This is a genomic window from Streptomyces sp. NPDC048442 (genome assembly GCF_040651475.1).
Lineage (GTDB): Bacteria > Actinomycetota > Actinomycetes > Streptomycetales > Streptomycetaceae > Streptomyces.
Genome location: NZ_JBEZKB010000052.1, coordinates 1 through 26,877, shown reverse-complemented (window position 1 = coordinate 26,877; position 26,877 = coordinate 1). Strand labels below are relative to the sequence as shown.

Below are 26,877 nucleotides of genomic sequence, written 5' to 3'. Positions count from 1 at the left end.
CCTCCTGCTTCGGAGCCTCCTTGGGGGCCTCCTGGGCCGGAGCCGGAGCCGGAGCAGCGGCCGGAGCCGGAGCGGCAGCAGCCGGAGCGGGGGAAGGGGGGGTCCCCCCTTCCCGCGTCACCCGCCGTCGGTCCCCGCTCTCAGCCCTCCATCTTCACGGCATACGTCACAGCATCCGGGTACGTGAAGCGAGCAAGGTCCTCACACTCTTGAGCCACCCTCGCGCGGCACTCGCCGGCCGGATCCGCGAACAGCCGTACAGCCAGCACCGCTTCCTTGCGCGTGGCCTTCAACTCCCAGGTGCCCGCGACCAGTCCATCGACCAGGAGTGTGGGCTTCACCTGCAGATTCGCCTTGACGTACACGAGGTCCCGGTACTCGGCGGGCAGGATGCGCTCCCGCCGGGTCGGCGCGTACGCAAGCAGCGTGCTGTCGAACGCCGGCAGCAGACGTACGGGCGCGGCCGCCTCGGCGGGCGTGATGTCGAGGGCCCGCAGGTCGTACAGGGTGCGGCCCGACTCGTCGTCGTAGGTGCACAGTTCGTCCCCGAGCTGCTGGAGAACGGGGTGCAGTTGCGTGACCTTCGCACCCAGCCAGTAGGCGAGGTCGTCGATGCCGGCCGGCCCGAAGGCCGTCAGGTGCCGGCGCACCGACACCCGCTGGGCCTCGTCGGCGTCGGGCGCGGCCGGCCTGAAGGACGGGCAAGGAGCGGCCCGTTGGTGCTGCGGCGTCCTGCTCCACGAGCCGCCGTCCGCCGGCACCCGCACCAAGTCGCAGCTGGTGCGGACCGGCCGCCACTCCTTGGCGCGCTGCGCCGCCGCCTCCTGCTCGTCCAGAACGCCGGGGTTCCCGGTCACCCACGCGTCGAGGAACCGGGCAAGTTCAGTGCCGCTACGGGCAGTTGAGGCGTACTCCACCAGCGCGGCCCGCAGCCGCACAGCCTCCTTTGGCGCCAACGGCGCCTTGGTCCGACGCCAGTCGAGGGCACCGAAGGCCTCTGCGGCGGCGGCGTATTCGGGGTGCTGCCGCGCCGTGACCGTGTGCAGGGTGCGGCGCAGCAGCGTTCCGGTGACCAGCCGGCCGTCCCGCAGGGCCTCGTAGAGATCCTCCGCACTGAACCCCGCGAGCCGTGACCACAGGGCGACCGGCACCGCCGCCCAGTTCTGGGACTGAATGGCTCCGATCGCCTCGACGGCATCGGTGACGGACCGCTGCTCCCACCGGGCGAGAAGACCCTGTCTGGCGAGCAGGGTGCGATTGAGCTCGCGGTTCGTCACTTTCCTGTCGGACACGTTCATCTCCCCGGTCAGTCTTCCTGCGTGTAGGCGAGCATCCTGCGCTCATGGATCACCATCGTGCCGTCCCCGTTGAGGTCGACAAGTCCGGTGTCCCGGAACGTCTTCAGGAAGAATCCGATACGGGACCTGGTGGTGCCGACCATCAAGCCGAGGTCCTCGTGCGTAATGCATTCCATGACGAGTCCGCGTGCATCCCTGGTACCCATTTGCCGGGCGAGCTCGAGAAGCGTGACGGCAAGGCGGTTCTCGCACTTCATGGTCGCCATGTTGATGATGACCGTCTGCTTCTCCGCGATGCGCGCGATCAGCCGGAGGCTGAAGTCGTCGAATACGTCACCGCCCCTCAGTGAGGCGATGAGTCGCGCCTTGGGAATTCTGCGCACGACGCTGGGCTTCATCGCGATCGCCGTATCCGGACGCGGAGTCCCCAACAGGCCGACTTCGCCGAAGAATTCACCGCCGGAGTGGATCGCGAGCATACATCGCTTGCCGCCACGCGACCATGCCATCGATTTGACCATGCCCCGGACCAGGAAGTAGATGGACTCGTCGTGGTCACCGCAGTTGTAGATGTTGTCGCGCGCCGGGACACGTATGTCCGGTGACGCCAGGGCCACATCGAGGAGAACTGCTTCCAGCGACCTTCGCGTTGCCGGCCCAGGCACGCGCGCGACCAGGTCCGAACGGGTTTTCGCCACAGACACGGTTTCCCCCAATGTCAGCCGATGACTTCTGGCATAAGACATTGAGCCAGCCCGACCTTGGGTTCTGGCGAAATCTGCCCGCACGCCGCCGGGACCTGCCTGCACGCCGCCGGACCCGCCTGCACTCCGCTCCGGCAGGCGCGCTCAGCCGAAGTGCCAGCGCGGCCCGTCCTGGGCGTCCTCGACGACAAGGCCCGACCGGTTGAGCTGATCGCGGATCGCGTCCGCCACGGGCCAGTCCTTACGGGTGCGGGCCGCCTCGCGCTGCTGGAGCGCGAGGCGTACGAGGGTGTCGACGACGCCGTGGGCGTCTTTACGTGTCACCGCCCCGCCACGGTCCGACTCCCCCGCCCAGTGCGGATCCAGCGGGTCGAGCCCGAGGACACCGAGCATGGCGCGCACTTCGGCGAGCCGGGCCACGGCGGCCTCCTTGTCGTCGGCCGCAAGGGCGCTGTTTCCCTGGCGGACCGTGGTGTGCACGACGGCGAGTGCCTGCGGCACCCCGAGGTCGTCGTCCATGGCCCGGGCGAACGCGAGCGGAACCTCCGCGGGCACGGCCGACTGGCCGGCGAGGTGGGTGGCCCGCTGCACGAAGCCCTCGATCCGTGCGAACGCGGACTCCGCCTCGCGCAGCGCCTCCTCACTGAACTCGATCATCGAACGGTAGTGCGGGGTACCCAGGTAGTAGCGCAGGACGATCGGCCGCCAACGCTGCACCATCTCGCTCACGAGCACCGAGTTGCCGAGCGACTTCGACATCTTCTCTCTCGCCATGGTCACCCAGGCGTTGTGCAGCCAGTACGTGGCGAACTCGTCGCCGTACGCCTTGGCCTGGGCGATCTCGTTCTCATGGTGCGGAAAGATCAGGTCAAGCCCGCCGCCGTGGATGTCGAAGGAAGGACCCAGGTACTTGTGCGCCATCGCCGAGCACTCCAGGTGCCAGCCCGGACGGCCGCGGCCCCACGGCGTCTCCCAGTCGGGCTCGCCCGGCTTGGCCGCCTTCCACAGCGCGAAGTCACGCGGGTCCCGCTTACCCGTCTCACCGTCGCCTGACGGCTGCATCAGATGGTCCAATTCCTGACGGGACAACTCCAGATAGCCGTCGTACGAACGCACGTCGAAGTACACGCTGCCGTCAGCGTCATACGCGTGACCGCGCTCGATGAGGCCCCGCATCATCTCGACCATCTCGGTGATGTGGCCCGTCGCCCGCGGTTCATACGTGGGCGGCAGACAACCGAGCGCGGTGTAACCGTCCGTGAACGCCCGCTCGTTCTCGTACCCGATCGACCACCACGGCCGGCCCTGCTCAGCCGCCTTCGCGATGATCTTGTCGTCGATGTCCGTCACATTCCGCACGAAGGTGACGTCATAGCCGCGATACGTGAACCAGCGACGCAGGATGTCGAAGTTCAGCCCCGACCTGATGTGCCCGATGTGCGGGGCCGACTGGACGGTGGCGCCACACAGGTAGACCGAAACACAGCCCTCGGTGAGCGGGACGAAGTCACGGATCTGCCGAGCGCCGGTGTCGTACAGGCGAATGGTCATGTCTTCTCCCGTGTCAGCAAGGACTGTGCCGGCGGTCAGTAGTGCTCTTCGGCGACGACCAAGGACTGCGGCAGCGTCACAAGGACGGGTTCCGGTTGTTTCCAAGGGAACCCGTGCCGGATCTCGATCTTTCTGGCCGGGAGGCCTCCGCTCACATCGATCGCCAACGCCACGAGTGACCTCGGCGAGGGTTGCAGCTCGACGAACCGCCACAGTCCGGACTCGTCGCAGGGCGGTGGCCTGAACTCGAGTACGCCCCGCTCCGCGGACAACGTGAAGTCGAACGAGTCGAAGGGCAGGCTCATGCCGAGCCCGCGTGCCTTGGTGTACGCCTCTTTCAACGTCCACAGCCGCAGCAGAGCGTACGGTCTGCGTTCCTCCGGCAATGCGCCGAGCCAACGCTGCTCCCGTTCGGAGAAGACTCCCGAGAACAGGTCGAGCCGGCTCCTCGATGTACGGTCGACCCGCTCGACATCGATCCCCACCCGCCGTCCGTGCCCGACGGCCACCACGTTCACTCCCCGGGTGTGCGAGAGGTTGAAGTCCGGGCGCACACGGGAACGACGGGCGAGAGTGTCCGCACCGTCAAGGAACGGACGCCCTTTCTCCGTACGCCCGATACTCAATTCCGCCTCGGGGATACCGAGTTCAAGGCCGAGTATGCGGCGCACAAAAGTGTGGGCCACCAGATACTGTTCGCGGTCGCGGTCGAAAATGAACCGGCCGGCCGTATGCCGCTCTCCCTCGTCCAGCCAATGCGAAGCGAGCGTCTCGGCGAATTCCATCGGAAGGTCTTCGTTGCTGCAGACCCACACCTGCACCGCGCTCAGCTCCGAACCGATGGAGCCATATCGGGTATCAGTCACGATGATGCCTCCACACCATGGCTATGCGCGAAACACAATGGATGCGTTGATCCCGCCGAAAGCGAAACTATTGCTGAGCGCCGTACGCAGCTGCCGCCGTTCGGGCACCTGACCGACCAGCGGCAGCCGGCGCTCGAACGGGTTTTCCAGATTGGGGTTCGGATGACAGACGCCCGCCCGCACCTGCAACACGGTGGCCACCGCCTCAAGGAGCCCCGCCGCGGACAGACAGTGGCCGATCAAGGGCTTGGTCGAGTTGATGGCCGGCCGGCTTGTGCGCGCCGTCTCACCGAAGACTTCGAGGAGCGAAGCGGCCTCCGTCTCGTCACCGAGCACCGAGCCCGTCCCATGCGCGTTCACATAGTCCACCTCGGCGGGCCGCAGCCCACCGACTGTCAACGCGGCACGCATCGCGGCGACTTGACCCGCCAAGCTGGGGGAAGTGCCCCGGCGTGCGTCCAACCGCTGTCCGTGACCGATGATTTCGGCCTTCGTCTCACCGCCCCTGGACCGCACGGCCCCTGCCCGCTCGAGAACCACCGCGGCCGCGCCTTCCCCTCGTACGAAACCCCTGCGTTCCTCGTCGAACGGCCTGCACATGCGCTCGGGGGTGTCCATGAACCCCTCATGAGCCAGGGCTCCACTGCGGCGGAACGCCTCCACCTCGACAGCGGAGAGCTCGGCCACCGGCGCCACCACGACCACCCGGTCCACCCAGCCGGCGGAGACCATCCGCGCCCCTTGGATCAGAGCCAGCGAACCGCTGGCAGAGGCTCCACCGACGACACAGCCCTCGCCACGCACACCGAGGAGTTCACTGACCGCGCCGATGACATCGACGTCCATGTGCGTCAGCGCGTACGAGGCGCGAAGCCCAGCAGGTGACCGGTGATGAGCGAGTGCCGTCTTCGCCTGGTGCGCCAGAGCGAGCTGACTGCCCGCGACGAGCACGGCGGCACCGTGGCCCCAGAAATGCCGGTCGCCGCCCTCTTCCTCGACCATCGGCAGTCCGGCGTCGAGGACGGCTTTCAGCGCCACGCAGGCAGCGGTCTGCGCCGGCAGAGCCGCCCTGCCGACAACACCGCGCAGTGCTACGGCAGTTCGCGGCCGGCCGTCGAGATGCCGCACCGCCCACTCGGCCGCCTTGAAGTCACCGAGCCGCGCCATCGGCAGCGGCTCCCGCCCAGGCTCCGCGGCCCCGTCCGTACCGTCCACAGACACCGCACTGCGGCCTTCGAGCAGCGCGGTCAGGAAGTCGTCGAGCTCCTCGGCGAGCGGGGAAAGCACCGCTGCCCCGCTGATGGCCACGTTCATGCCGGTCGGCCGGCGCCCGTTGGTGCCTGGGCCGACGCCTGCATGTGCTCGGCGAAAACCGCCACCAACGCCCCCAGTTCCTGGGCGGCTCCGAACCCGCTGACCGGAATCTTCACGTCGAGTTCTTCCTGGGTGCCGATCAATACGTCCATACGGTCGATGGAGTTGGCCCCGAGCTCCCTCATGGTGAGGTCGGGCGTGATGTGCACGCCCAGCAGATCGGGCAGCACATCGACCAGATTCCGGGTCAGAGCGGCGAAAATCCTGGATTCAGTCACGCGAAACTCCTAGCTCGCGAGGCACACGGAGGTCAGTCCGCGAGGGTGTAGTCGAACGCATACGAGTGCTTCCCCTCGGCATTCACGATCGCCATCTCGCCTGCCAGGCCCTGGAGTTCCCCGGTTCCGGAGTCCGGGACCACGACGACGCTCAGTGCGAGTTTCCCGGCCGACATCGACCCGTTGTGCTGCAGAACGAAGGTTCCGGCCCGCCCATGCAGCGTGGCATTGACCCGTTCCATCCCCACATATCCGGCCGACGTCCGCACCTGTCCCACCGTGCGCAGCACCTGGACGGAAGCGGTGCCGTCGAGGTCACCGCGGAAGACCTTGCTCACGGTGGCGCTGAACCGCGACACCCCTCCCTCCTCGTCGTGCACGTGCTCGTCCCATTTCGTCTCGAAGGTGCCGGCTGCTCGAGGCATGAATGTCTCCAGACTGTGTGAAGCAACGCGAAGCCCTGCACCGGGAAACTCCCGGCCGCGTCGAGTATCGCGAGCGACGCCCAACCGCCACAGTCAAAAGTGAGCACGAACGCAGCGGCGCCCCGGTGTACGCGTAGCCGCGACCGGCCGGGCGGGCTCATGTGCTTGACCACAGCTCGGCCGGAATGCGCGAGAGCCAGCCGGCCTGCACACCGGAAGGGGTCCGCCCAGGTCCGGGCTTCGGCTCAGCCCACGCTCACCGGAAGCACGTCGGGCGACAGCGCCCCCGCGTGCGCCGACTCGCTCGTCATCCGCCTGCGGTGGTGCCGTCGGCACAGCACCTCGTACCCCACCGCCTCCGCCGGACGGTCCACGTCCCCCACCACGACCTGCTCACCCTCGACGACCATCTGACCGCCGACCGTACGGGCGTTGTGCGTGGCCCGCGCCCCGCACCAGCACATCGCCTCGACCTGCAAGGTCTCCAGCCGGTCCGCCAACTCGATCAAACGCTGCGACCCGGGGAACAGCCGCGTCCGGAAGTCCGTCATGATCCCGAACGCGAACACGTCCAAATCCAGGTCGTCCACGATCCGCGCCAACTGGTCGATCTGATCCGGCGCGAGGAACTGCGCCTCGTCCACGATCACATAGTCGACCCTGCCGCCCCTGGAGACCTGATCCACCACATACCCGTACAAATCCCTCCCGGGCCCCGCCTCGACCGCCTCCGTCACCAGCCCCAGCCGCGACGACAGCTTGCCCTCACCGGCCCGGTCGTCCCGCGTGAAGATGACGCCCTGGAGTCCGCGCGCGGAGCGGTTGTGACCAATCTGGCCACACTGACCGGCATCGTCACACGGGCCCCGCGTGCACGGATGCCGGCGTCGGCAGGGCGCCCACCGGGCGGGAGTGCAGACGGTGCAGGTACTCCCCCGCCGTGGGCAGAGTTTCGAGCAGGATCTGCTGTTGGCGCTTGATCTGCAGGAACCGGGCATCCGCCGACCGGCGGGCGGCGGCGCGGTGGGCGAGGGCCGGACGCGGGACGGCGGCGGCCGAGGGGGTGAGGGAGGACAGCAGGGCGTAGTACGGCAGTTCGTGGGTCGTCCGGTCCGGGGCCAGGCCCAAGCGGTAGCCCGTCAGGCAGTCTCGCAGGGCGGCGGACAGCGGGAGGTCGCGCTGAGCCTTCCAGAACGGGGTGTCCTCGCGCGGGGACGCGGCGTACCGCAGCCGGGCGAGGTCGCGGGCCCTGCGGTAGCGGACCTCCACCGCGCGGTTGAAGCGCGCCGCGGGTGCCTCCCGGTCACCCGGCGACGGGAAGTCGCGCACCAAGCGGTCCACCATCTGGAGAATCTCGCCCAGCCCCTCGTCGGCCAGGGGTTCCAGGAAGTAGGCGCAGGCCCCCAGGGCGACACAGTTCTTCACCCAGGCACGACGGCTGCGCCCGGCGCGATGCCGGGAGTGGCGTACCGCCGTGCTCTCGGGTCGCAGACCCCACAGCCCGCACAGCACCCTTGCCGCCTCGTCCGGCTCCGTCCAGTGGCGTCCGTAGACCAGGCCGGCGCCCGCCCGGCCGGGCAGCGGCATCTTCCAGGCCCAGCCCATTGGCAGGGCGGTCACCGTGGTGAAGGGGTCGATGCCGTGCCGGGCGTCCTCCTGCGCCACGGTCAGGGTGGCCGTGCTGTCGCACGGCAGCCGGTCCTGCACGTCGATGAACGGCTCACCCAGGGTGCCTGCGAGCAACAGGCGCTCGGAACCGGTGCAATCCAGGAACAGATCGCCGCCGAGCACAACTCCCTTCCCCGTGTGCAGCACGTTCAGCATTCCTCGTTCGTCCTGCTCGGCGTGGAGCAGTTCGTCGCGGATCGACCGTACGCCGAATCGCCGCATCCCCAGATTCCGCAGGAAGTTCGTGAACATGCGGATGTCGACGTGCCAGCCGTACGGGAGTGCTGCACGGCCGTCCATCCAGCGCGGTGATTTCCCGGCGTCCATCAGCGGCGGTTCACGGAAGCACGCGTAGTCGAAGGGCTCGACCGTCTCGCCGTTGTTCCGCCGGTAGCCCCAGTACTCGGAGAGGGGGAATTCTTCACACTCGGGGATTTCCGCACAGGGGCGGTAGAAATGGTCAATTCCACCTCCGTCCGCGATCCGGGGCACCGTCGTCGCAGATCCTGCGGTACGCCAGTTCACATGCCGGACCGCCGTTTGGAAGGATGCGCAGCACTCCCGCATCCATTCTTCCTCCAGGACGCCGAGCCGGTCGAAGAGATCCCGCTGCAGCCTTTCCGGAACCGCGCTGACCTGGCCGGTTTCACAGTCGCCTGCCCCTCGCGAGGGTGTCTCAAGCACGGTTACGGAAACGGCGCCACCGAATGTGGACGCGAGACGGACGGCCGCCGTCCAGCCGGCGGCCGTTCCGCCCACCACGACGATTCTCCTGACGCTTTCCATTCCGGTACTCGGGTCCGTATTCATGTCCGAGACCTTCTCCGCCTTCTCTGTACGGATTCCATGCCGGTCTGTATCAGCGAGTACAGATCGCCCGGGGCATTCGTATACCGGTACGGCCGAACCTCTTGTTGCGGGACCTGAACGGGACCCGGACTCACCCACAGGAGGAAAAGTGTTCGACAACCAGCCCGGCCCGGCCCAGGTTCAGCACCCTCTGGAATTTCTGGCAGAGATCGAGCAGCAAGGATCGCGGGATCAGGAAATGCTGCTGCGGGACAGCGGAACTCCCTGGGCCGAAATGCTGGCGGAATATGTGGATGCCCTGAACGAACTGGCTACCCCGGGAACCGGGGCGAACGGCTTCATAGCGACGTACGGCCTGGACGAGGGGCATGCGGGCGGCTGCGGCTGACCCCTGACCCTGCTACGGCCCGGTGGGTCGTAGCAGGGTCAGGGGTCAGGAGAACAAGAAAAGGAGGAACGGGGAGCAGGGGTTTTCGCATCACGCGAGGGCGGGCACCGGCGACTGGTGCCCCTCCTGCGCGAACAGCAGCACCAGTGGCATGAAGCGGTAGCACAGGGACGAGTCGTCGTCGATGCCCCACGCATCGAGCAGCCGTGCGTCGGCCAGCCGTTCCAGGATCTCTTCCGCCACGTCGGGGCCGGTGCCGAGCAGCGCCACCGCGTCACCCGCCGTCAGCCGGGAAAGGCCCGCTGTGGCCAGTGCGGCGAACGAGGCCCGGTCGGCCGGGCCCAGTTGGGCCAGTTCGGCAGCGAGACCGGCCCGCACGTCGAGGCTGCCGATCCGCAGTTCGCCGAGGCGTCGCTCCGGGGACGCGAGCCTGTCCGCGAACAGGGCCGCCGGCCAGTGCGGGTGAGCCGCGAGACGGGCCGCGGCGATCCGCAGGGCGAGCGGAAGCCGGTCGCAGAACTCGGCGATACGGGCGGCAGCTTCGGGCGCCCCGGCGAAACGCCCCCGGCCCGCTACCGCAACGAGCAGCTCATTCGCCTCGGCCCGTTCCATGGGACCGAGCCGTACCAGACGCATTCCCTCCAGCGAGGCCAGCGGGGAACGGACCCCGGTGACGACCGTGCGGCTCGCACCGCCGGGCAGCAGCGGACGTACCTGGGTGTCGTCAAAGGCGTTGTCCAGGACGATCAGCATCCGCCGGTCCGCGAGCAGCGTCCGGTAGAGCTGGACACGTTCGTCGAGTGCCACGGGCATCTGGTCCGGTGCGATGCCCAGCGCCCCCAGGAACCAGCCCAGTACTTCCCCGGGCGCACGGGGACCACCTCCGTCGGCGGGCGCGGTGCGCAGGTCGGCGTAGAGCCGACCCTGTGGGAAGTCCGCACGGCAGCGCTCGGCGGCCCACAGGGCCAGGGCCGACTTTCCGGTGCCCGGCGCGCCGGTGACCACGACGTCCTGCTGGTTGCCCAGTGCGTCGAGCACCTCTTGGGTCTCGGCCGCCCGGCCGGTGAAGTCGCCGGGCGCGGCGGGCAGCGTCGAGGGGACAAGACCCCGCCAACCGGAACCGCCGGCTTCCGTGCGCGGTCCCGGCTCCTGCGGCGCGCCTCCCACCCGCAACGCCGGCTCCACCAGTTCCGTCGCATGCCGTTCCGGAGCCTGCGGCGGCGTCAGCGTGCCGGTGAGGACCTCCTGGTGCAGGGTCCGCAAGTCCGGTCCGGGATCGATGCCGAGGTCGTCGGCGAGGACCCGGCGGCCCTCCTCGTACACCGCCAGCGCATCGGCCTGCCGGCCGCAGCGCGACAGCGCGGTCATCAACTGGCCCCGAGGCCGCTCACGCAGCGGATGCAACGCCACCTGCCGGGTCAGGCCCGGAACCGTCTCGGTGTGCCGGCCGAGCGCGAGCGCGGCCTCCGTGCAATTCTCCAGCGCGGAGAGCCGCGCCTCCTCCATCCGGGGGCCCTCGGCCTGGGCCAGGTGTCCGGTGACGTCACTGAGAGCCGACCCGCGCCACAGGGCGAGCGCCTCGGTGAGAGCACGCTCGGCGTCGGCGTAACGAGCTGCCCGCAGTTCGGCGCGGCCCGCGTCGGCAAGAGTGCGAAAGACGTCCCAGTCGAACCCGGCGTCGCCGATGTCCATCAGGTAGCCGGGCCCGTGGCGTTCCAGACGCAGGTGCGCACCGAGGCGGGTACGCAACCGGGACACGTACGTGTAGAGCTGCTTGGCGCTCGTGGCCGGTGGGTCCCAGCCCCACAGCAGGGTGGTCAGCCGCTCGTCGGTCAGCACCTTGCCGTGGGCGAGCAGCAGCGCCGCGAACGCGGTGCGCTGTTTGCTGCCGTCCAGGGCGACCGAGCGGCCGTCGAGCTCGGCCGCGACAGGTCCGAGAATCTTGAGGTCCATGTGGCTCTCCCCCGTGTCAGCAGGCCCGTTCCCGTTGCGGACCATCTGCCGAGGAACGCTACTGAGCTGGGGTTTTTCGGCGCCATCGGTTCGATTTCGGGTCTACGAAAGCGATTCGAAAGAGCCACAAAAAGGGACGTCCGTAGCGTTCGTGTCGTACCGCAGGACAACGGCTCGCAACTGACACCGCACTCGTCTCAGGAGGACATCATGAAGCTCCGCACCCGCTCGGCCAAGGTCTCTTCCCGCACCGCCCCCGCGGCCCGCCTCGTAGCCAGTGCGATCCTCCTCCTGACGGTGGCCGGCTCGGTGGTCGGCACCGCCGCAACCGCGAGCGCCGTGGAGCCGGCCGCACACCGGGCCAGTACGAACGCGCTGGGCGACGACCCGTGGACCCTGTCCCCCGGCCCGAACGGGGACGACCCCTGGACCCGTGCCTCGAAGGCGAACGGGGACGACCCGTGGACCTGACAGCCGGGTCCCTCAGGGCCGGACGAGTACGAACAACTGCTCCGATTCCAACGGCAAACCATTCCCGAGCACCGCCAGCAACCGTGCGCTCCGTTCCTCCCAGACCGGCGCGCCGACCTCCGCGAAGAGATCCTGAGCGGACTTGAAGCTGGCGGCGGCCCCCGCACGATCCATGTGCAGAGCCTGTACGCACCCGAGGACCACCCCGGCCCGCGCCTCCAGGTGGCGGTCCGGCACCTTGCCCGAGGTCAGCAGCGCATCCCGCAGAACCGCCTCGGCCTCCTCGGTCCTGCCCTGGCACCACAGTGCCTCACCCAGCGTACGCAGCGCATGAGCTTCACCGCGGCGGTCACCACTGTCGCGGACCAGCTCCAGTGCACGTCGGCAGGCCTCTTCCGCCCGCGGGCCGTCCCCCTGATGGATCAGCGCCTCGGCCAGCCGGACGGTGCTCTGTGCCTCGCCCCGTACGGTCCCCAGACCACGGCTTCTGGCGACCGCCTCCGAGGACAGCACCAGACTCGCCTGCGGCTCGCCCCGCTCCAGTTCGATCTGCGCCAGGAGCCCCAGCACATGGGTCTCGGCGTAGTGGTCACCGACCGCGCGGAAGATCTCCAGCGAGCGGTGCCCCTTCTCCCTGGCCCGGTCCAGGTCTCCGCGATGGCGTTCGCACAGGGCCAGGTTCCTCAGGACCAGGGCGCGTCCCTGGTCCTGCCCCTGCTCCTCGAACAGGTGCAGGGCCCGGCTGAGCCGGTGGTGGGCGGATTCGTAGTCCCACAGGACGATCTCCAGGGTGCCCAGCGAATGCAGCATCGCCGCCTCGCCCAGTGTGTCCCCGCTCTGGACGGCGGCTTCCAGTGCACGCTCGCCCGACTCCCGCCAGTCCTCCAGGTAGTTGCGGTTCTGGAAGAGGGTCACGCCGGTCATCGCCAGGTCCCAGGCGTGGGCGGACTCACCGTGTCTGGCCGCCTGCTCCACCAGTCCGGTGATCGAGGAGCGTTCGGTCTCGAACCACTCCATCGGGTCCTCCAGCAGACTCTCCACCAGATGGCCGGGGAGCGGGTGGAGCGGCGCGGGACCGTGGATCACGGTGTAGTCGCCGCCGTACACCCGGCGGTGGGCCTCTGCGGCGAGGGCCAGCCAGGCTCCGCAGGCGCGCCGGGTTGCGGCCCGCAGTTCCTCTTCGGTGTTCCCGTCCCGTGCGCACTCGCGGCCGAACAGCCGTACCAGGTCCTGGAACCGGTAGCGGACGTGACCGGTGGTGGCTCTGAGTGGTTCGAGCAGCTGGGCGTCGACGAGCTGCTCGATCAGGTCCTCGGCATCGACGGGGTCGATGTCGAGGAGCGCGGCGCCGGCCCAGGCGGAGAAGTCGGGGACGTTGAGGACGCCGAGCAGCCGGAACATCCGCGCGGCGGCGGCCGGCAGGTCGCGGTAGCTGAGCCGCAGTCCGGCCCTGACTCCGCGTTCGTCCATGCTGAGTTCGTCGAGTCTGCGGTGCTGGTCCTCGAGTCGGGCCACCAGGGTCCGTACCGACCAGTGGGGTTTGGCGGCGAGCCGGGCGGCCGCGATCCGCAGGGCGAGCGGAAGCCGGTCGCAGAGCAGGCTGAGCCGGGCGGCCCCGGCCGGGTCGGCCTCGAAGCGTTCGTCCCCTGCGACCTTGGAGAGCAGGGCGATCGACTCGTCCTGCTCCAGTGAGCCCAGATGCAGCGGTACGAACGCGTAGTCGCCGGCGAGCGAGCCGCCCATGGAGTCGCGGCTGGTGACCAGGACGCAGCAGCGTCCGGTGCCGGGCAGCAGCGGGCGGATCTGCTGGAAGGAACGGGCGTTGTCGAGGACGATGAGCACCCTGCGGCCGCCCAAAACGCTGCGGAACAGGGCGGTGCGCTCGTTCTGGTCGGTGGGTATCTGCGGGCCGGGCACGCCCAACGCGCGCAGGAAGCGGTCGAGTACGGCGCCGGGTCTGCGGGGCTCTTCCGCCTCGTCGTAGCCGCGCATGTCGGCGAAGAGCAGGCCGTCCGGGAACCTGGCGACGACCTGGTGGGCCCAGTGCACGGCGAGGGCGGTCTTGCCGACGCCGCCGGGTCCGATGATCGAGCCGACCGGCAGCGCCTGGCCGTCGAGCTGGTCGAGGAGGCGGTCCAGCGAGGCGAGTTCGCTGTTGCGGCCGGTGAACGAGGCCGGGATGGGGGGAAGGTGCGCGGGGACGGTCGTCTGGGGTACGAGGACTGCGGGTTCGGCGGGCAGGTTGAGGTGGGGCGAGTCGGCAAGGATCTCCTCGTGCAGCTCCTGCAGTACGGGGCCCGGGTCGATGCCGAGTTCGTCGGCGAGCAGCCGCTGCGCGTCGCGGTAGGTCTCCAGGGCCTCGGCGCGGCGTCCGGCCCGGTACTGGGCGAGCATCAGGTGTCCCTTGGCCTGCTCGCGGAGCGGGTGTTCGCGGACGAACGCGCTCAGCTCGCCGACCATTTCGCGGTGCTGGCCCAGTTCGAGGCGCAGGCCCGCGTACTCCTCGTAGACGTCGAAGCGCTCCCCGGTCAGCTGGGCGGCCTCGGACTCGACCCGTTCGGCGGAGATGCCTTCGAGTGCGGGGCCGCGCCACATGGCGAGTGCTTCCTCGAAGTGGGCGCACGCCTCCTCGAGTCTGCCGCTGCGGGCCGCCTCCCGCCCCTTGGCGGTACGGTCGTTGAACTCGACGGCGTCGATGCGGTGTTCACCGGTGAAGAGCATGTATCCGGGATGGCTGGTGACCAGGAGGTCCTCGACGCCGACCGCGGTCTTGATGGTCTTGCGCAGCGCGGACACACAGATCGCGATCTGGTTGCGTGCGGTGGCCGGCGGGCGGCCGTCCCAGACGGCGTCGGCGAGCACGTCCACGGACACCACCCGGTTGGGTGCGAGCAGCAGCATCGACATGATCGTGCGCTGACGGGCGCCCTGGAGCACGACGGGGCGCCCGTCGGCGCTGATCTCCAACGGCCCCAGGATCCGGAACACCACCTGAAGCACGCATGCCTCCCGCTTTTCGGCCGCAGCCGCACCTGTACGACCTGATTCGCCGCTTTCAGTCTGATTAGCAGGGTTCGACGGGGCTCCGCAACGACGACGGCAGCATGCTGCCAGCCCTCAGGCCCTCGCCATCCAGGACGCGGGCGGCAGGGCGTCGGGAAGGTCCCAGGTAGCGGCCGGTGCGCTCGTGCGCCCCCGGGAGGATGCGGCGCCCTCCCCCGACTCGGCCCCCGACGTGGAGAGAGCCGTGAGCAGGGCCGTGACGACCGCCAGTTCCTCGGGGGTGGGCGCTCCCTTGATGACCTTGAACAGAGCGGGACCCAGCGGCCCTTCGAGCGCCGGTACGGGTACGGGTTGTACGGACATGGAATCTCCTCGGGTCGGGAGGTCGGGCCGGACAGTCGGGCCGCGCAGTCGGGCTGCGCAGTCGGGCCAAGGGGGGCGAGCGGGCGCAACCGGTGCGTCAGGTCGGGGGGTTGCCGTGCTTGCGGGCAGGCATCGGAGCGTGCTTCGAGCGCAGCATAGTGAGCGCGCCGATGAGAGCACTGCGGGTTTCCGCGGGGTCGATCACGTCGTCGACCAGGCCTCGTTCGGCCGCGTAGTACGGGTGCATCAGCTCGGCCTTGTACTCCTTGACCAGCTGCTCGCGCGTCGCGTCGGGATCGTCCGCGGCCTGGATGCGCCGCCGGAAGACCACGTTGGCGGCACCCTCGGCACCCATCACGGCAATCTCGTTGGCCGGCCAGGCGAACGAGACGTCGGTGCCGATGGAGCGCGAGTCCATGACGATGTACGCGCCTCCGTACGCCTTGCGCAGGATCACCTGCACCCGGGGCACGGTCGCGTTGCAGTACGCGTACAGCAGTTTCGCACCGTGGCGGATGATGCCGCCGTGCTCCTGATCGACGCCCGGCAGGAAGCCGGGCACGTCGACGAGGGTCACCAGCGGAACGCTGAAGGCGTCACACATCTGCACGAAGCGGGCGGCCTTCTCCGAGGAGTGGATGTCGAGCACTCCTGCGAGGAACTGCGGCTGGCTGGCGACGATGCCGACCACCTGGCCGCCGAGTCTGGCGAGGGTGGTGAGGATGCTGGGAGCCCAGCGCTCGTGGACCTCCAGGTGCTCGCCGTCGTCGACGAGTTCCTCGATGACCTCGCGCATGTCGTACGGGCGGCTGCCGTCCAGCGGGACGAGGTCGCGCAGCCGCTCACAGCTCCGGTCGACCGGGTCCGACGAGGTCGAACGGGGCGGTGTCTCGCGGTTGTTGGAGGGCAGCATCGAGATGAGGTAGCGGACCTCGGCGATGCAGGTCTCCTCGTCGTCGTACGCGAAGTGTGCGACGCCGCTCGTCCCGGCATGGACGTCCGCGCCGCCGAGCCCGTTCTGGCTGATCTCCTCGCCGGTGACCGCGCGGACCACGTCCGGTCCTGTGATGAACATCTGCGAGGTCTCGCGGACCATGAACACGAAGTCGGTGAGGGCGGGGCTGTACGCCGCGCCGCCCGCGCACGGGCCGAGCATGACCGAGATCTGCGGGATGACACCCGAGGCGCGGGTGTTGCGCTGGAAGATGCCGCCGTACCCGGCGAGGGCGCTGACGCCCTCCTGGATACGGGCGCCCGCGCCGTCGTTCAGCGAGACCAGCGGGGCACCGGCCGAGATGGCCATGTCCATGATCTTGTGGATCTTCGTGGCGTGCGCCTCGCCCAGCGCACCGCCGAAGATCCGGAAGTCGTGCGCGTACACGAAGACCGTCCGGCCCTCGACCGTGCCCCAGCCGGTGATGACACCGTCGGTGTACGGCTTCTTGTTCTCCAGGCCGAAACCGGTCGCCCGGTGCCGGCGCAACTGCTCCACCTCGTGGAAGGAATCGGGGTCCAACAGCAGCGAGATGCGCTCCCTGGCCGTCAGTTTCCCCTTGTCGTGCTGGGCATCGGTGGCCTCCGGCACTCCCCGGAGCACCTCCTGACGGATTCGGGTCAGTTCACCGATCTGCTCGTTCATTGTCATGACCAACTCCATTCAGACGGCCGTGCGGGAGGGCAGTCAGGCGGTCGGCCAGAGCGCCGGCCAGGCAGTGCGCCGCGCGACGAAGTCGCCGAGTGCGACAAGTGCGCGGCGCGCCGGGATCGGCGGCAGCCCTTCGAGGGAGGCCCGGGCCTGGTCCAGTCGTTGGCGCATCAGCGCAGCGGCCTCGGCGGCGGCCGGTGAGCAACGGAAGAGTTCCAGCACCCGGCGGTGTACGGCGGGCGCCGTGACGTGTCCGCCGGTGAGCAGGGCGCGCAGTTCGTCATCAGCTGGATCGTCACCCGCCAGGGCGATCAGGACGGGCAGGCTCGACACCCCGGCCAGCAGGTCCTTGCCCTGCTCCTTGCCGGTCAGTTCGGCGGGTGCGCACAGATCGAGCAGGTCGTCGGCGATCTGGAAGGCCACACCGAGCTGCTCTCCGTACTCGGTCAGGGCCGCCGCCTGCGCGGCGGACGCACCCGCCTGGAGGGCGCCCATACCCAGCGACATCGAGAGCAGCGCGGCGGTCTTGCCCGCGATCACCTGGAAGTAGTGGGCGACAGGGTCCTCGCCGGGAGCGGGGCCGGTCAGCTCGCGCAGTTGTCCGGACACCAGACGGCCGGCGGTCTGTGCGTTGAGATGGATGGCTTCGGCGCCGAGGCCGGCGGCCAACTGGGCTGCGCGGGCGAGCAGCCAGTCACCGCCGAGCACGGCGGCGCGCTCGCCCCAGCGTGCGTTGACGCTGTCGACCCCGTGCCGGGTGGCGGCACCGTCGATGATGTCGTCGTGATAGAGCGAGGAGATGTGGACCAGTTCCGCGATGACGGCGGCCTGGGCGACCCCGTCCCGCCAGGGCTCACCGAACTCGGCGCCGAGCAGCACCAGGAGCGGCCGCAGCCGTTTGCCTCCGGCTGCCGCGAGGTGGCCGGCGAGCGCGGCCACCCGGGGATCGGGAGCGCTGTGCACACAGTCCTGGAGCCACTTCTCGGCGGCGGCCAGGGCGTCGCGCATGCCGGTCTCGAACTCCGGGTCTTCGAGCGCGAGTTGTCCCAGGATCCCGGTCCCTCGATCCGGCGCCGACGTCGGAGCCTCGTACATCTGCTGAACATCCACGAGGAAACCCCTCATTAGCACCGGCGGAGCCCGTTTCGTTTCACGGACGTCGACCGCCACTGTCTGCTGCTCCCCACGCCCGGACAACGGCGCTGACATGAAGGTGCCAGTAGGTTCACGGCTCCCCGGACAACAGTGATGTGTCAGCTTCCTGCCAACCCTCGTCACGCCTGCTGACCTGTCGGGGCGGCTGGATACGCTCCAGCGGAAATCTTCGAGAACGCCGAGAAGGGCAAGGGAAATGCGCAACCGAATCATCATCGTCACGGCGGCCGCAATCGGTCTGTTCGGCCTGTCGGCCCTACCGGCCGCCGCTGCTCCCGGGGGCGCCGCCCCGGCGACCGCCAGGACCGGGCAGGCCTGCACGGACGTGCAGTTGTCCGGTGCGCTGCCCGCGCCGCCCGCCGGTCTGGCAGTTCAGCAGGAGGTCACCATCGGCGCGGACTGCAAGCCGCGACTGGGGGCCGTACGGCTGGTACCGGCGACGGGCGCACAGGCTGTTGCCCGTGCCGCTGCCGCAGGGGCGGCCACCCGGCAGGTGAAGAGCTGGTCGGAGATGTACGACTGCTGCAACATCCGGATGACCGGTCTCTACACCACGTCCACCTGGAACACCGAGGGCAACCGGATCACCACTGCGGCCACCGAGGCACGCCAGGAGTGGAACCGTGAGCCCTGGAACGCCGGTTGGTCGCTGAAGTCGTCGAGCAAGACGGCCGACTGCCTCACCGACTGCACGGTCTCGCGCAACGAGGCGCACGCCGAGTTCTCGTACAAGGGCATCTTCGACACGACCGGCGACTGGTACGCCAACAAGCACCATTCGTACGTGGATCTCAAGGCCGACGGCACCGCTTCCTGCCGCTTCGACGTGGAGCTCAAGCACAGCTTCGTCGGCTGGAACCTTCAGCGGGGCTGCGCATAGGCGCCCAATGCGGATCGAATGGCAGCAACCTGACATCTCTCGGGATGCGGCGGTGAACTCTCCCTACACTCACAGAGATCACCCCCCGTCGAAGCCCGTCGTAAGGAGTCCCACGTCCGAAGGGACAGGGCGCTCGACCGTGCACCACACCGGTTTTCAGGACCATGCAGGCCACTGCGGTGCTGCATCGTCGAACTGTCGGCCACCTTCAGATCCGGCACGACGGCAGAGGCATATCCGGGGCGGGCAAGGGGATGTGACCCCTCCGCATCATCGGCCCGGCACTCCCACACCGTTCACCACGGCGACCCGGGAGTGCCGGGCTATGCCTGGTTGTGCCGCATTCGAGAAGATTGGCATTCTGACGCCCATGACCACTGAAACCAGTCGCGACTCCCGCCGCTCGGCGGCGCTTTCCACACCTTCCCCGCCCCGTTGGGTGCGCTGGGCAGCCCATGCAGTCCCCCTGATCGCGCTGCCCTCGACGCTGTGGCGGTTAGCCATGGCCATCGGGGTACCGGTCGGATACAGCGACGCCGTACTGCGCACCGACTACGACCTGCCGGGCAGTGGCTACCTCGTTCTGCCCCTCATCTCGGTCGTCCAGGAACTGGCGGCACTGCTTACCCTCGGGCTGGTCAGCAACTGGGGGCTGGTGGCCCCTCGTTGGGTGCCGATCATCGGCAACAAGCCGGTCCGTCCGTGGGCGGCCGTCGTCCCGGCCGCGCTCGGTGCGCTGATCATGACCGCGGTGACCTTCAGTCAGTACGTCATGTGGGACAGGGTGAACGACGGCAACCTCACCGGAATTCACCGCAGCATCATGGGCTGGTGCTATGTGCCGCTGCTGCTCTGGGGCCCGCTGCTCGGCGTGGTCACGGTCTCCTACTACCTGCGGCGGCGGCAGCGGTGAGCAACACAACGCTCATCCTGCTGGCCGCGCTCTCCCTCACCGCCCTGATGGTCGGCCTCGCCTCGACTGCCCGGCGACTGCTCGGCATCGAGATCGGCAAGGGCCGCGCCGTGGTCACCGCCGGTGTGGGGCTCAGCGCCGGCACCCTTGTCAGCTTCCCGCTGCGCAATGTGCAGCCGCTGGCCCTCGTCACTCTGGAGATCGGCGTCTCCCTGCTGGTGGCGATGGTGTTCCTCGCCGCCACCGAGGTGCTGATCCCGTCCGGCACCGTGCGCGGACTGGTGGGATTCCCCAAGGCACTGCGCCGCCGGCTGGCCCGCACCCGCCGGTACACCCGGCTGAGCAGGATCTTCGTACGCCACGGACTCGGCCGGTTCCTCAGTGGTAAGACCCGCCGGGCTCCCGCCGAACGTGCCGTGCTCGCCCCGTCGTTCAGGCTCGCACTGGAGGAGGCCGGGGTCACGTTCGTGAAGCTCGGCCAGGTGATGTCCACCCGGTACGACCTGCTTCCGCAGGAATTCATCGACGAGCTCAGCACCCTGCAGGACCAGGCGACCGCCGAACCGTGGGAAGCCATCGAGCAGGTGCTCCAGGAGGAGCTGGGCGCACCGATCGCCGAGGTGTTCGCCGAGTTCGAGCCCAAGCCGATCGCGGCCGGTTCGATCGCCCAGGTGCACCGCGCCGTAATGCACAGCGGGGAGCCGGTCGCCGTCAAGGTGCAGCGGCCCGGGGCCAGGGCCATCGTCGTGGACGACCTGGACATCCTCCGCCGGTTCGCGGCGAAGCTGGAACACCACACCGACTGGGGTCGCAGTGTGGGGGCCACGGCCCTCGCCGAGGGATTCGCGGTGTCCCTCCACGAGGAGCTGGACTTCCGTATCGAGGCACGCAACACACTCTCCGTGGCCGCCGCCGTCGAGCAGTCCACCGGCGATTCGGTGATCAAGGTTCCCGAGGTGCACCTGGATCTGAGCAGCCGTCGGATCCTGGTCACCGAATGGATGGAGGGCGTACCGCTGCACAGTGTCTCGGACGTTCTCGACGAGCGCGGCCTCGACCGGAACGCCCTGGCACAGGCGATGCTGGAGTGTCTGCTGGGACAGATCATGACCAGCGGGGTCTTCCATGCCGACCCGCACCCCGGCAATCTGCTGCTGTTGGAGGACGGGCAGCTCGGCATGCTCGACTTCGGCTCGGTGGGGCGTATCGACCGATCGCTCCGCTCCACTCTGCGCAGCATGCTGCTGGCCCTGCACCGAGGTGACCCTGCCGGTCTCTCCGACGCCCTGCTCGAACTGGTGGCCCACCCGGAGCAGGTCGACGAACGGAAGCTGGAGCGGGCTCTGGGGAGCTTCCTGGCACGGCATTTCGCGCCCGGCATCAAACCGGACCGGGAAATGTTCGCGGATCTCTTCGCGATCGTGTCCCGGTACGGGATCAGCGTGCCGCCGGAGATCGCGGCTGTCTTTCGTGCGCTGGCCACCATGGAAGGTTCTCTGGAACGGCTGGTCCCCGGCTTCGACATCGTCACCCAGGCCCGCTCCTTCGCCGTGACCCAGCATCTGCAGAAGCTGCGGCCGGAGGTGCTGGGACGTTCGGTGACCGAGGAACTGCTGTCGATGCTTCCCATGATGCGCCGTCTGCCACGCCGTATCGAGCGGATCGGCAATGCCGTCGAGGGCGGTCAGCTCACGGTCGGCGTACGGATGTTCAAGGATGCCGAGGACCGCAGATTCCTGCGGTCGCTGGTTCACGAGGTACTGCTGTCGTTCCTGGGCGGCATCATCGGTCTGGTGGGTGTGCAACTGCTGCGGACCACCGGTGGGCCGAAGCTCAGTGACGGTCTCGGGCTCTTCGAGCTCTTCGGCTACAACCTTCTGCTGATCAGCTGTGTACTGGTGCTGCGCGTGCTCTTCATGATGATCAGCCCCAGACAACGCTGACCGTCTCCCCGCGGAGCCCGGTTCCTCGTGGAGAGGAGCCGGGCTCCGCGCGTTGGGGACGACGGTGGCCGTCAGCGCTGGGCGGCCGCCTTCTGGTACGCCCGTCCGGCCATCGGCACCACCACGGCGATCAGTACCACCAGCACCACCAGTGCGGTGGGGATGGGGTGCTCCGCGGGGAACGCCCCGCTGGTCGGACCCCGTTCGTTGCCGAACAGGTCCCGGCTTGCGGAAACCACCGAGCTGACCGGGTTCCACTCCGCGACGGCCCGCATCCAGCCGGGCAGCCCGTCCAGCGGCACGAAGGCGTTGGACAGGAAGGCCAGCGGCATCATGATCACGCCGGACACCGCGCTCACTGCCTCCACGTTGCGCAGCACCAGGCCGAGCAGAGCGCCCAGCCAGGACATCGCGAATCCCATGAGGAGCAGCAGTCCGAAGCCGGCCAGCGTCTGCAGCAGACCGTTGTGTGCACGCCAGCCGATCAAGTACCCGACCAGGGCCATCACCGCACAGGTCCAGGTGACCAGGATGCCGTCCGCCACGGTCCGCCCCACCAGCACGGAGGAGCGGGAGATGGGCAGTGCCCGGAACCGGTCCACCAGACCGTTGTTGAGGTCGCCCACCACGCCGACCGCGGTGGTGGTGATGTTGGTGAGCATCACCTGCGCGAAGATGCCGGCCATGATGTATTCCTTGTAGCCGCCCTGGCCGGGCACCTGCATGGCGCTGCCGAAGAGGTAGCCGAAGACGATGACGAACGCCACCGGCATCACGGTGATGCCGAGCAGTTGTTCCGGCATCCGTCGGATGTGCCGCATCTGGCGGCCCACGAGTGCGAACGAGTCGCTGAGTGCCTCGGTCATGCCGCCTGCTTCTCCTTGGTCGTGGTGTCGGTTCCCGCGGCGTCCGGCTCCGGCTCGGGTCCGGGCGCGGCAGCACCCTGCTTGCCGGTCAGCGCGAGGAACACGTCGTCGAGCGAGGACCGGCGTACGGCGAAGTCCTCCGGTTCGATCCCGAGCAGTTCGAGTCCGCTCGCGGCCGCGGCGATCGTACGCACTCCCCCGGTCAGCGGTATGGAGACGGTGCGTGACCCCAGGTCCCTCAACGGTTCGCCCGGGGCGAGGGCCGCCAGCGTCCGGACCACGGCGGGCAGATCGGCGAGCGAGGTCACCGACACCTCAAGACGCTCACCACCGACCTCCCGCTTGAGCTGGTCGGGGGTACCCTCCGCGATCACGGTGCCGGTGTCGATGACCGCGATGCGGTCGGCCAGCTGGTCGGCCTCCTCCAGATACTGCGTGGTCAGCAGTACGGTCACCCCGTCGGCCACCTGCTCCCTGATCATCTGCCAGAGCGTCAGCCGGCTGGTGAGGTCGAGGCCGGTCGTCGGCTCGTCGAGGAAGAGCACCGGTGGTCTGGCGACCAGGCTCGCGGCGAGGTCGAGGCGGCGGCGCATACCGCCCGAGTAGGTCTTCGCCAACCGGTCGGCAGCGTCGACGAGTTCGAACTTCTCCAGGAGTTCGGTGGCCCTGGCCCTGGCGCCGCGCCGGCCGAGGTGCAGCAGCACCCCGATCAGCTGGAGGTTCTCGCGCCCGGTGAGCCGCTCGTCCACCGCCGCGTACTGGCCGGCCAGACCGATGTGGCCGCGCACTTCGCGGGCCTGTGTGGCCAGGTCGTACCCCGCCACGGTGGCGTGACCCTCGTCCGGCTCCAGGAGCGTGGCGAGGATGCGTACGGTCGTGGTCTTGCCCGCTCCGTTGGGTCCAAGGACGCCGAGGATCGTGCCCGCGGGTACGGAGAGGTCGATGCCGCTCAGCGCCTGGTGGTCGCCGTAGCGCTTGCGGAGGCCCTCCGCCGAGATTGCCGTTTCCATGACGGCCACTCCTTTGCTCAACTGATGCAGGTGGTGGGGAATGTCCAGGTAGTGGGGGGATGTCCAGGTCGTGGGGGATGTTCAGGCAGTGGGGACCGCTCGGAGTTCCATGAGCTTCTCCAGGACGACCCTGCCGATCTCGGCCGCGGGCTCCGGCTGGAGCAGATGTCCGTGGTGCGCGGCCACCGGGTGGGTCGTGATGGCGCCCGTCACCTGCGGGCGCCAGGCGGCCACCGACTCCGCCGTCTTCCGGGCGGGATCGTCGGTGCCGACCGTGGAGACGAACAGCAGTAGGTCGCCGTCGAAGGTCCTCGGTCGGTAATCGGCGCTGAGCTGGTGGTTGTTGATGCCGACCTTCATGAACGCGGTGATGTGCTCCTCCTCCAGGCTGCCGAGCGCACTGTCCCGGCCCCGGATGATCTCCATCACCCGCCCGTGCTCCAGCGGCCCCTCGGGCAGCTCGGACAGGTCGTAGCCAACGAAATCGAGGAGGGTTTCCAGGACGTCCCGCTCGGTGGGCATGGCGTATTCGCCGTCCTCCCACGAGGCGTCGTACGGCGTCTGGTCCAGGTTGGCCAGCAGCGCGACCCGCTCCCCCGCCTCGGTCAGCCGGGTGGCGATCTCGTGCGCCACCAGGCCGCCGAAGGACCAGCCCACGAGGTGGTAGGGACCGGCCGGCTGGACCGTGCGGATCTGCTCGATGTAGTCGGCCGCCATCTCCTCGATGCTCGTCGCGATCTGCTCCTTTCCGTCGAGGCCCCGGGCCTGGAGCCCGTACAGCGGGTACTCGGCCCTGATGTGTTTCAGCAGGGGCGAGTACGGCCAGCTGAGCCCGCCCGCACCATGGACGCAGAAGAGCGGCGGGTGTTCGCCTCCGGTACGCAACGGCAGCAGCACCTCGAAGCCGTCGCTGTCCGAGCCGGTGCCGAGCCGGTCGGCCAGCTGTGCCACCGTCGGCGTTTCGAAGATGCCTCTGTTGCTGAGCTTCACGCCGAGCACCGAGCGGATCCGGCTGACCAGCTGGATGGAGGTGATGCTGTCGCCGCCCAGCTCGAAGAAGCTGTCGTCGATGCCCACCCGGTCCGCCTTGAGCACCTCGGCGAAGAGCCCGCAGAGCACCTCTTCCTGGGCGGAACGCGGGCCTCGGCCGCCCGCGGACAGGTCGTGGCCCGGCGCCGGCAGGGCTTTGCGGTCGAGTTTGCCGTTGACGGTGAGGGGGAGTGCGTCGAGAACGACGAACACGGAGGGAACCATGTAGTCGGGCAGGCTCGCCGCGACGTGGGCCCGCAGGACGTCGACGGCGAGAACCCCGCCGGGTTCGGCGACAAGATAGGCGACCAGCCGTTTGGCACCGGGCTGGTCCTCCCGCACGACCACCGCGACCTGGCCCACCGTGTCGTGGCCGCCCAGAACGGTCTCGATCTCACCGAGTTCGATCCTAAATCCGCGCACCTTCACCTGATCGTCCGTGCGGCCCAGGTACTCCAGCTCACCGGTGCGGGTCCACCGCACCACATCACCCGTGCGGTACATCCGGTCCCCCGCCGCACCGTGCGGGTCGGCGACGAACCGCTCCGCCGTCAGCCCCGGGCGGCCGAGATACCCCCGGGCCAGTCCCGCGCCCGCGACATACAGCTCCCCCGCCACCCCCGGCGCCACCGGGCAGAGCGAACCGTCCAGAACGTAGGTACGGGTCTGGAAAATCGCCGTGCCGATCGACGGCACACCGGATCCGGCCGCCAGCGGCGCGGACATCGTGGCCACCACCGTGGACTCGGTCGGACCGTAGGCATTGACCATGCGCCTCCCCGGCGCCCACCGGTCCACCAGCTCCGCCGACGTGGCGTCGCCTCCCACCACCAACGACCGGAAAGACGGAAAACCGCCCACCGGAACACTCGCCAGAGCAGCCGGCGGGATCAGCGCATGACTGATCCGTTCCGACTCCAGCACCCCGGCAAGCACCTCACCGGCCAGCGGACCGGGCGCGGGCACCACCAACGTGGCACCCGCCGCGAACGTCATCACCAGTTCCAGCACCGACGCGTCGAAGCTCGGCGAGGCGAACTGCAGCACCCGGCTCTCCGCGTCCACCGCCAACCGCTCCACCAGCGCCGCAGCAAAACTCGCCACACCGCCGTGCGCCACCACCACGCCCTTGGGGCGCCCCGTCGACCCCGACGTATAGATCACGTACGCCGCGCTCAACGGCGAGACCACCACCCCCGGCCGGGCCGTCGGCAGTCCCTCCCCGAGCACCGGAAGTTCCCGCAGTACCGCCACCGGACGCGCGTCGTCGAGCATGTACGCGATCCGCTCCGCCGGATAGTCCGGGTCCACCGGCAGGTACGCCGCTCCCGCCTTCAGCACCGCAAGCTGCGCGATCACGATGTCCACGGAACGCGGCAGCACCAACGCCACCACACCCCCAGGACGCACGCCCCGGCCCATCAGCCAGTGCGCCAGGCGGTTCGCCCGCTCCTCCACCTGCGCGTACGACAGCACCAACCCCTCGGCCGCCACCGCCGGAGCATCCGGCATGCACTCCACCCGGGCCTCGAACAACCCGTGGAACGACACCGGCTCCACCACCTGCCGCGCACCTGCCCACGGCCCGAGCACCAGCTCCCGCTCGCCGGACGACAGCACCTCCACCGCGCTGACCCGTACCCCCGGATCGGCGCCCACCGCCTCCAGCACCCGTACCAGCCGTCCGGCGATCTCCTCCACCGACACCCGGTCGAAGAGATCGACCGCGAACTCCACGCTCCCCGCCAGGCCGTCCGGCGTCTCGGCGAACTGGAACGAGAGATCGAACTTGGCGGCGTCGAAGCTGATCCTCTCCGGGGAGATCCGGAGCCCGTCGAGGGTGAGGGCGGCCTCCCCGGTGTTCTGGAAGGCGAGCATGACCTGGAAGAGCGGGTGGCGGGCCATGGAGCGGGCCGGGTTGAGGACCTCCACCAGCCGCTCGAAGGGCACGTCCTGGTTCGCGTACGCCGCCAGGTCCGTCTCCCGGACCCGCTGCACCAGCTCGCGGAAGGTCGGATCACCCGACAGGTCCGTACGCAGCACCAGCGTGTTCACGAAGAACCCGACCAGATCGTCCAGCGCCTCGTCCGTACGCCCCGCGATGACCGTACCGACGGGAATGTCCTCCCCCGCACCGAGCCGCGACAGGAGTGTCGCCATCGCCGCCTGGATCACCATGAACAGGCTGCTGCCCGTGCTGCCGGCCAGGTCCCGCAGCCTCTCGTGGGTCCGGCCGGAGATCTGGAAGCCGACGGTGTCGCCTCGGTGGCTCATCTCCGCCGGACGCGGACGGTCCGCGGGCAGCGTCAGCTCCTCCGGCAGCCCCGCCAGCGCACCCCGCCAG

The 26,877-nt window shown here is 69.1% G+C and carries 21 protein-coding genes and 1 pseudogene; 5 read left to right on the top strand and 17 right to left on the bottom strand.

The features are described from left to right. Positions 1-140 precede the first annotated feature (140 nt). From AB0D18_RS40155 to AB0D18_RS40115, 9 genes and pseudogenes are all read right to left on the bottom strand, one after another. The gene (locus AB0D18_RS40155; RefSeq protein ID WP_362430660.1) at positions 141-1,292 is read right to left on the bottom strand and encodes a winged helix DNA-binding domain-containing protein; all 1,152 of its coding nucleotides are present in this window, start codon (positions 1,290-1,292) and stop codon (positions 141-143) included. 14 nt (positions 1,293-1,306) lie between these two features. Next, the gene (locus AB0D18_RS40150) at positions 1,307-2,044 is read right to left on the bottom strand and encodes a Crp/Fnr family transcriptional regulator (protein WP_362430659.1); all 738 of its coding nucleotides are present in this window, start codon (positions 2,042-2,044) and stop codon (positions 1,307-1,309) included. Between the two features lie 102 nt (positions 2,045-2,146). Next, positions 2,147-3,553 carry a cysteine--tRNA ligase gene (gene cysS / locus AB0D18_RS40145; RefSeq protein ID WP_362430658.1) on the bottom strand — a complete coding sequence of 469 codons (1,407 nt, stop codon included), beginning with the start codon at positions 3,551-3,553 and terminating at the stop codon, positions 2,147-2,149. A 35-nt stretch (positions 3,554-3,588) separates the two neighbouring features. Then, complete coding sequence (locus AB0D18_RS40140; RefSeq protein ID WP_362430657.1) at positions 3,589-4,419, bottom strand: 4'-phosphopantetheinyl transferase superfamily protein; 831 nt, start codon at positions 4,417-4,419, stop codon at positions 3,589-3,591. 21 nt (positions 4,420-4,440) lie between these two features. Next, positions 4,441-5,733, bottom strand: coding sequence for a beta-ketoacyl synthase N-terminal-like domain-containing protein (locus AB0D18_RS40135; protein ID WP_362430656.1), 1,293 nt, complete (start codon positions 5,731-5,733; stop codon positions 4,441-4,443). Next, positions 5,730-6,011, bottom strand: coding sequence for a phosphopantetheine-binding protein (locus tag AB0D18_RS40130; RefSeq protein ID WP_362430655.1), 282 nt, complete (start codon positions 6,009-6,011; stop codon positions 5,730-5,732). The genes AB0D18_RS40135 and AB0D18_RS40130 overlap by 4 nt, the downstream gene beginning before the upstream one ends. 32 nt (positions 6,012-6,043) lie before the next feature. Next, positions 6,044-6,436, bottom strand: a complete 393-nt coding sequence (locus tag AB0D18_RS40125) for a DUF3224 domain-containing protein (protein ID WP_362430654.1) — start codon at positions 6,434-6,436, stop codon at positions 6,044-6,046. Positions 6,437-6,681: 245 nt separating this feature from the next. Continuing rightward, positions 6,682-7,272, bottom strand: a pseudogene (locus AB0D18_RS40120) (thymidine kinase); the annotation flags it as partial. A gap of 19 nt (positions 7,273-7,291) precedes the next feature. Then, on the bottom strand, positions 7,292-8,866 hold the full coding sequence (locus tag AB0D18_RS40115) for a tryptophan 7-halogenase (RefSeq protein ID WP_362430653.1): 1,575 nt from the start codon (positions 8,864-8,866) through the stop codon (positions 7,292-7,294). Between the two features lie 196 nt (positions 8,867-9,062). Here AB0D18_RS40115 and AB0D18_RS40110 point away from each other — a divergent pair, with 196 nt between their 5' ends. Then, the gene (locus tag AB0D18_RS40110) at positions 9,063-9,302 is read left to right on the top strand and encodes a DUF6269 family protein (protein ID WP_362430652.1); all 240 of its coding nucleotides are present in this window, start codon (positions 9,063-9,065) and stop codon (positions 9,300-9,302) included. A 90-nt stretch (positions 9,303-9,392) separates the two neighbouring features. On the opposite strand, the gene AB0D18_RS40105 is transcribed toward AB0D18_RS40110, so the two are convergent. After that, on the bottom strand, positions 9,393-11,255 hold the full coding sequence (locus AB0D18_RS40105; RefSeq protein WP_362430651.1) for an AfsR/SARP family transcriptional regulator: 1,863 nt from the start codon (positions 11,253-11,255) through the stop codon (positions 9,393-9,395). 210 nt (positions 11,256-11,465) lie between these two features. On the opposite strand from AB0D18_RS40105, the gene AB0D18_RS40100 reads away from it, so the two are divergent. Beyond that, positions 11,466-11,726, top strand: a complete 261-nt coding sequence (locus tag AB0D18_RS40100) for a hypothetical protein (protein WP_362430650.1) — start codon at positions 11,466-11,468, stop codon at positions 11,724-11,726. A 12-nt stretch (positions 11,727-11,738) separates the two neighbouring features. On the opposite strand, the gene AB0D18_RS40095 is transcribed toward AB0D18_RS40100, so the two are convergent. The 4 genes from AB0D18_RS40095 to AB0D18_RS40080 all read right to left on the bottom strand — a co-directional run bounded on the left by AB0D18_RS40095 (position 11,739) and on the right by AB0D18_RS40080 (position 17,847). Further along, positions 11,739-14,726 (bottom strand): BTAD domain-containing putative transcriptional regulator, encoded by a 2,988-nt coding sequence (locus tag AB0D18_RS40095; protein WP_362430649.1) that lies wholly within the window; start codon positions 14,724-14,726, stop codon positions 11,739-11,741. Positions 14,727-14,843: 117 nt separating this feature from the next. Further along, positions 14,844-15,092, bottom strand: coding sequence for an acyl-CoA carboxylase subunit epsilon (locus AB0D18_RS40090; RefSeq protein ID WP_362430648.1), 249 nt, complete (start codon positions 15,090-15,092; stop codon positions 14,844-14,846). A 97-nt stretch (positions 15,093-15,189) separates the two neighbouring features. Further along, a complete protein-coding gene (locus AB0D18_RS40085; protein ID WP_362430661.1) occupies positions 15,190-16,731 on the bottom strand; it encodes an acyl-CoA carboxylase subunit beta in 1,542 nt (513 codons plus the stop codon). Positions 16,732-16,773: 42 nt separating this feature from the next. After that, positions 16,774-17,847, bottom strand: coding sequence for a polyprenyl synthetase family protein (locus tag AB0D18_RS40080; RefSeq protein ID WP_362430647.1), 1,074 nt, complete (start codon positions 17,845-17,847; stop codon positions 16,774-16,776). Positions 17,848-18,088: 241 nt separating this feature from the next. Between AB0D18_RS40080 and AB0D18_RS40075 the strand changes: the two genes are divergently transcribed. From AB0D18_RS40075 to AB0D18_RS40065, 3 genes are all read left to right on the top strand, one after another. Continuing rightward, positions 18,089-18,772 carry a hypothetical protein gene (locus AB0D18_RS40075; protein ID WP_362430646.1) on the top strand — a complete coding sequence of 228 codons (684 nt, stop codon included), beginning with the start codon at positions 18,089-18,091 and terminating at the stop codon, positions 18,770-18,772. Between the two features lie 370 nt (positions 18,773-19,142). Continuing rightward, positions 19,143-19,685 (top strand): hypothetical protein, encoded by a 543-nt coding sequence (locus AB0D18_RS40070; protein ID WP_362430645.1) that lies wholly within the window; start codon positions 19,143-19,145, stop codon positions 19,683-19,685. Further along, positions 19,682-21,628 (top strand): AarF/UbiB family protein, encoded by a 1,947-nt coding sequence (locus tag AB0D18_RS40065; protein WP_362430644.1) that lies wholly within the window; start codon positions 19,682-19,684, stop codon positions 21,626-21,628. Before AB0D18_RS40070 ends, AB0D18_RS40065 begins: the two co-directional genes overlap by 4 nt. A gap of 71 nt (positions 21,629-21,699) precedes the next feature. Here the strand turns inward: AB0D18_RS40065 and AB0D18_RS40060 are convergent, their stop codons facing one another. The 3 genes from AB0D18_RS40060 to AB0D18_RS40050 form a co-directional block, all read right to left on the bottom strand. After that, the gene (locus AB0D18_RS40060) at positions 21,700-22,494 is read right to left on the bottom strand and encodes an ABC transporter permease (protein ID WP_266658530.1); all 795 of its coding nucleotides are present in this window, start codon (positions 22,492-22,494) and stop codon (positions 21,700-21,702) included. Further along, complete coding sequence (locus tag AB0D18_RS40055) at positions 22,491-23,504, bottom strand: ATP-binding cassette domain-containing protein (protein WP_362430643.1); 1,014 nt, start codon at positions 23,502-23,504, stop codon at positions 22,491-22,493. Before AB0D18_RS40055 ends, AB0D18_RS40060 begins: the two co-directional genes overlap by 4 nt. 81 nt (positions 23,505-23,585) lie before the next feature. Next, positions 23,586-26,877: amino acid adenylation domain-containing protein (locus AB0D18_RS40050; RefSeq protein ID WP_362430642.1), on the bottom strand; the 3,292-nt coding region annotated here is incomplete at its 5' end.

Bases quoted from the DNA above. Each gene is read 5' to 3' on its own strand.
- AB0D18_RS40150 (WP_362430659.1), bottom strand. From the start codon at position 2,044: ATGTCTTATGCCAGAAGTCATCGGCTGACATTGGGGGAAACCGTGTCT.
- cysS (WP_362430658.1), bottom strand. From the start codon at position 3,553: ATGACCATTCGCCTGTACGACACCGGCGCTCGGCAGATCCGTGACTTC.
- AB0D18_RS40135 (WP_362430656.1), bottom strand. From the start codon at position 5,733: ATGAACGTGGCCATCAGCGGGGCAGCGGTGCTTTCCCCGCTCGCCGAG.
- AB0D18_RS40125 (WP_362430654.1), bottom strand. From the start codon at position 6,436: ATGCCTCGAGCAGCCGGCACCTTCGAGACGAAATGGGACGAGCACGTG.
- AB0D18_RS40105 (WP_362430651.1), bottom strand. From the start codon at position 11,255: ATGGACCTCAAGATTCTCGGACCTGTCGCGGCCGAGCTCGACGGCCGC.
- AB0D18_RS40100 (WP_362430650.1), top strand. From the start codon at position 11,466: ATGAAGCTCCGCACCCGCTCGGCCAAGGTCTCTTCCCGCACCGCCCCC.
- AB0D18_RS40090 (WP_362430648.1), bottom strand. From the start codon at position 15,092: ATGTCCGTACAACCCGTACCCGTACCGGCGCTCGAAGGGCCGCTGGGT.
- AB0D18_RS40085 (WP_362430661.1), bottom strand. From the start codon at position 16,731: ATGAACGAGCAGATCGGTGAACTGACCCGAATCCGTCAGGAGGTGCTC.
- AB0D18_RS40075 (WP_362430646.1), top strand. From the start codon at position 18,089: ATGCGCAACCGAATCATCATCGTCACGGCGGCCGCAATCGGTCTGTTC.
- AB0D18_RS40070 (WP_362430645.1), top strand. From the start codon at position 19,143: ATGACCACTGAAACCAGTCGCGACTCCCGCCGCTCGGCGGCGCTTTCC.
- AB0D18_RS40060 (WP_266658530.1), bottom strand. From the start codon at position 22,494: ATGACCGAGGCACTCAGCGACTCGTTCGCACTCGTGGGCCGCCAGATG.
- AB0D18_RS40055 (WP_362430643.1), bottom strand. From the start codon at position 23,504: ATGGAAACGGCAATCTCGGCGGAGGGCCTCCGCAAGCGCTACGGCGAC.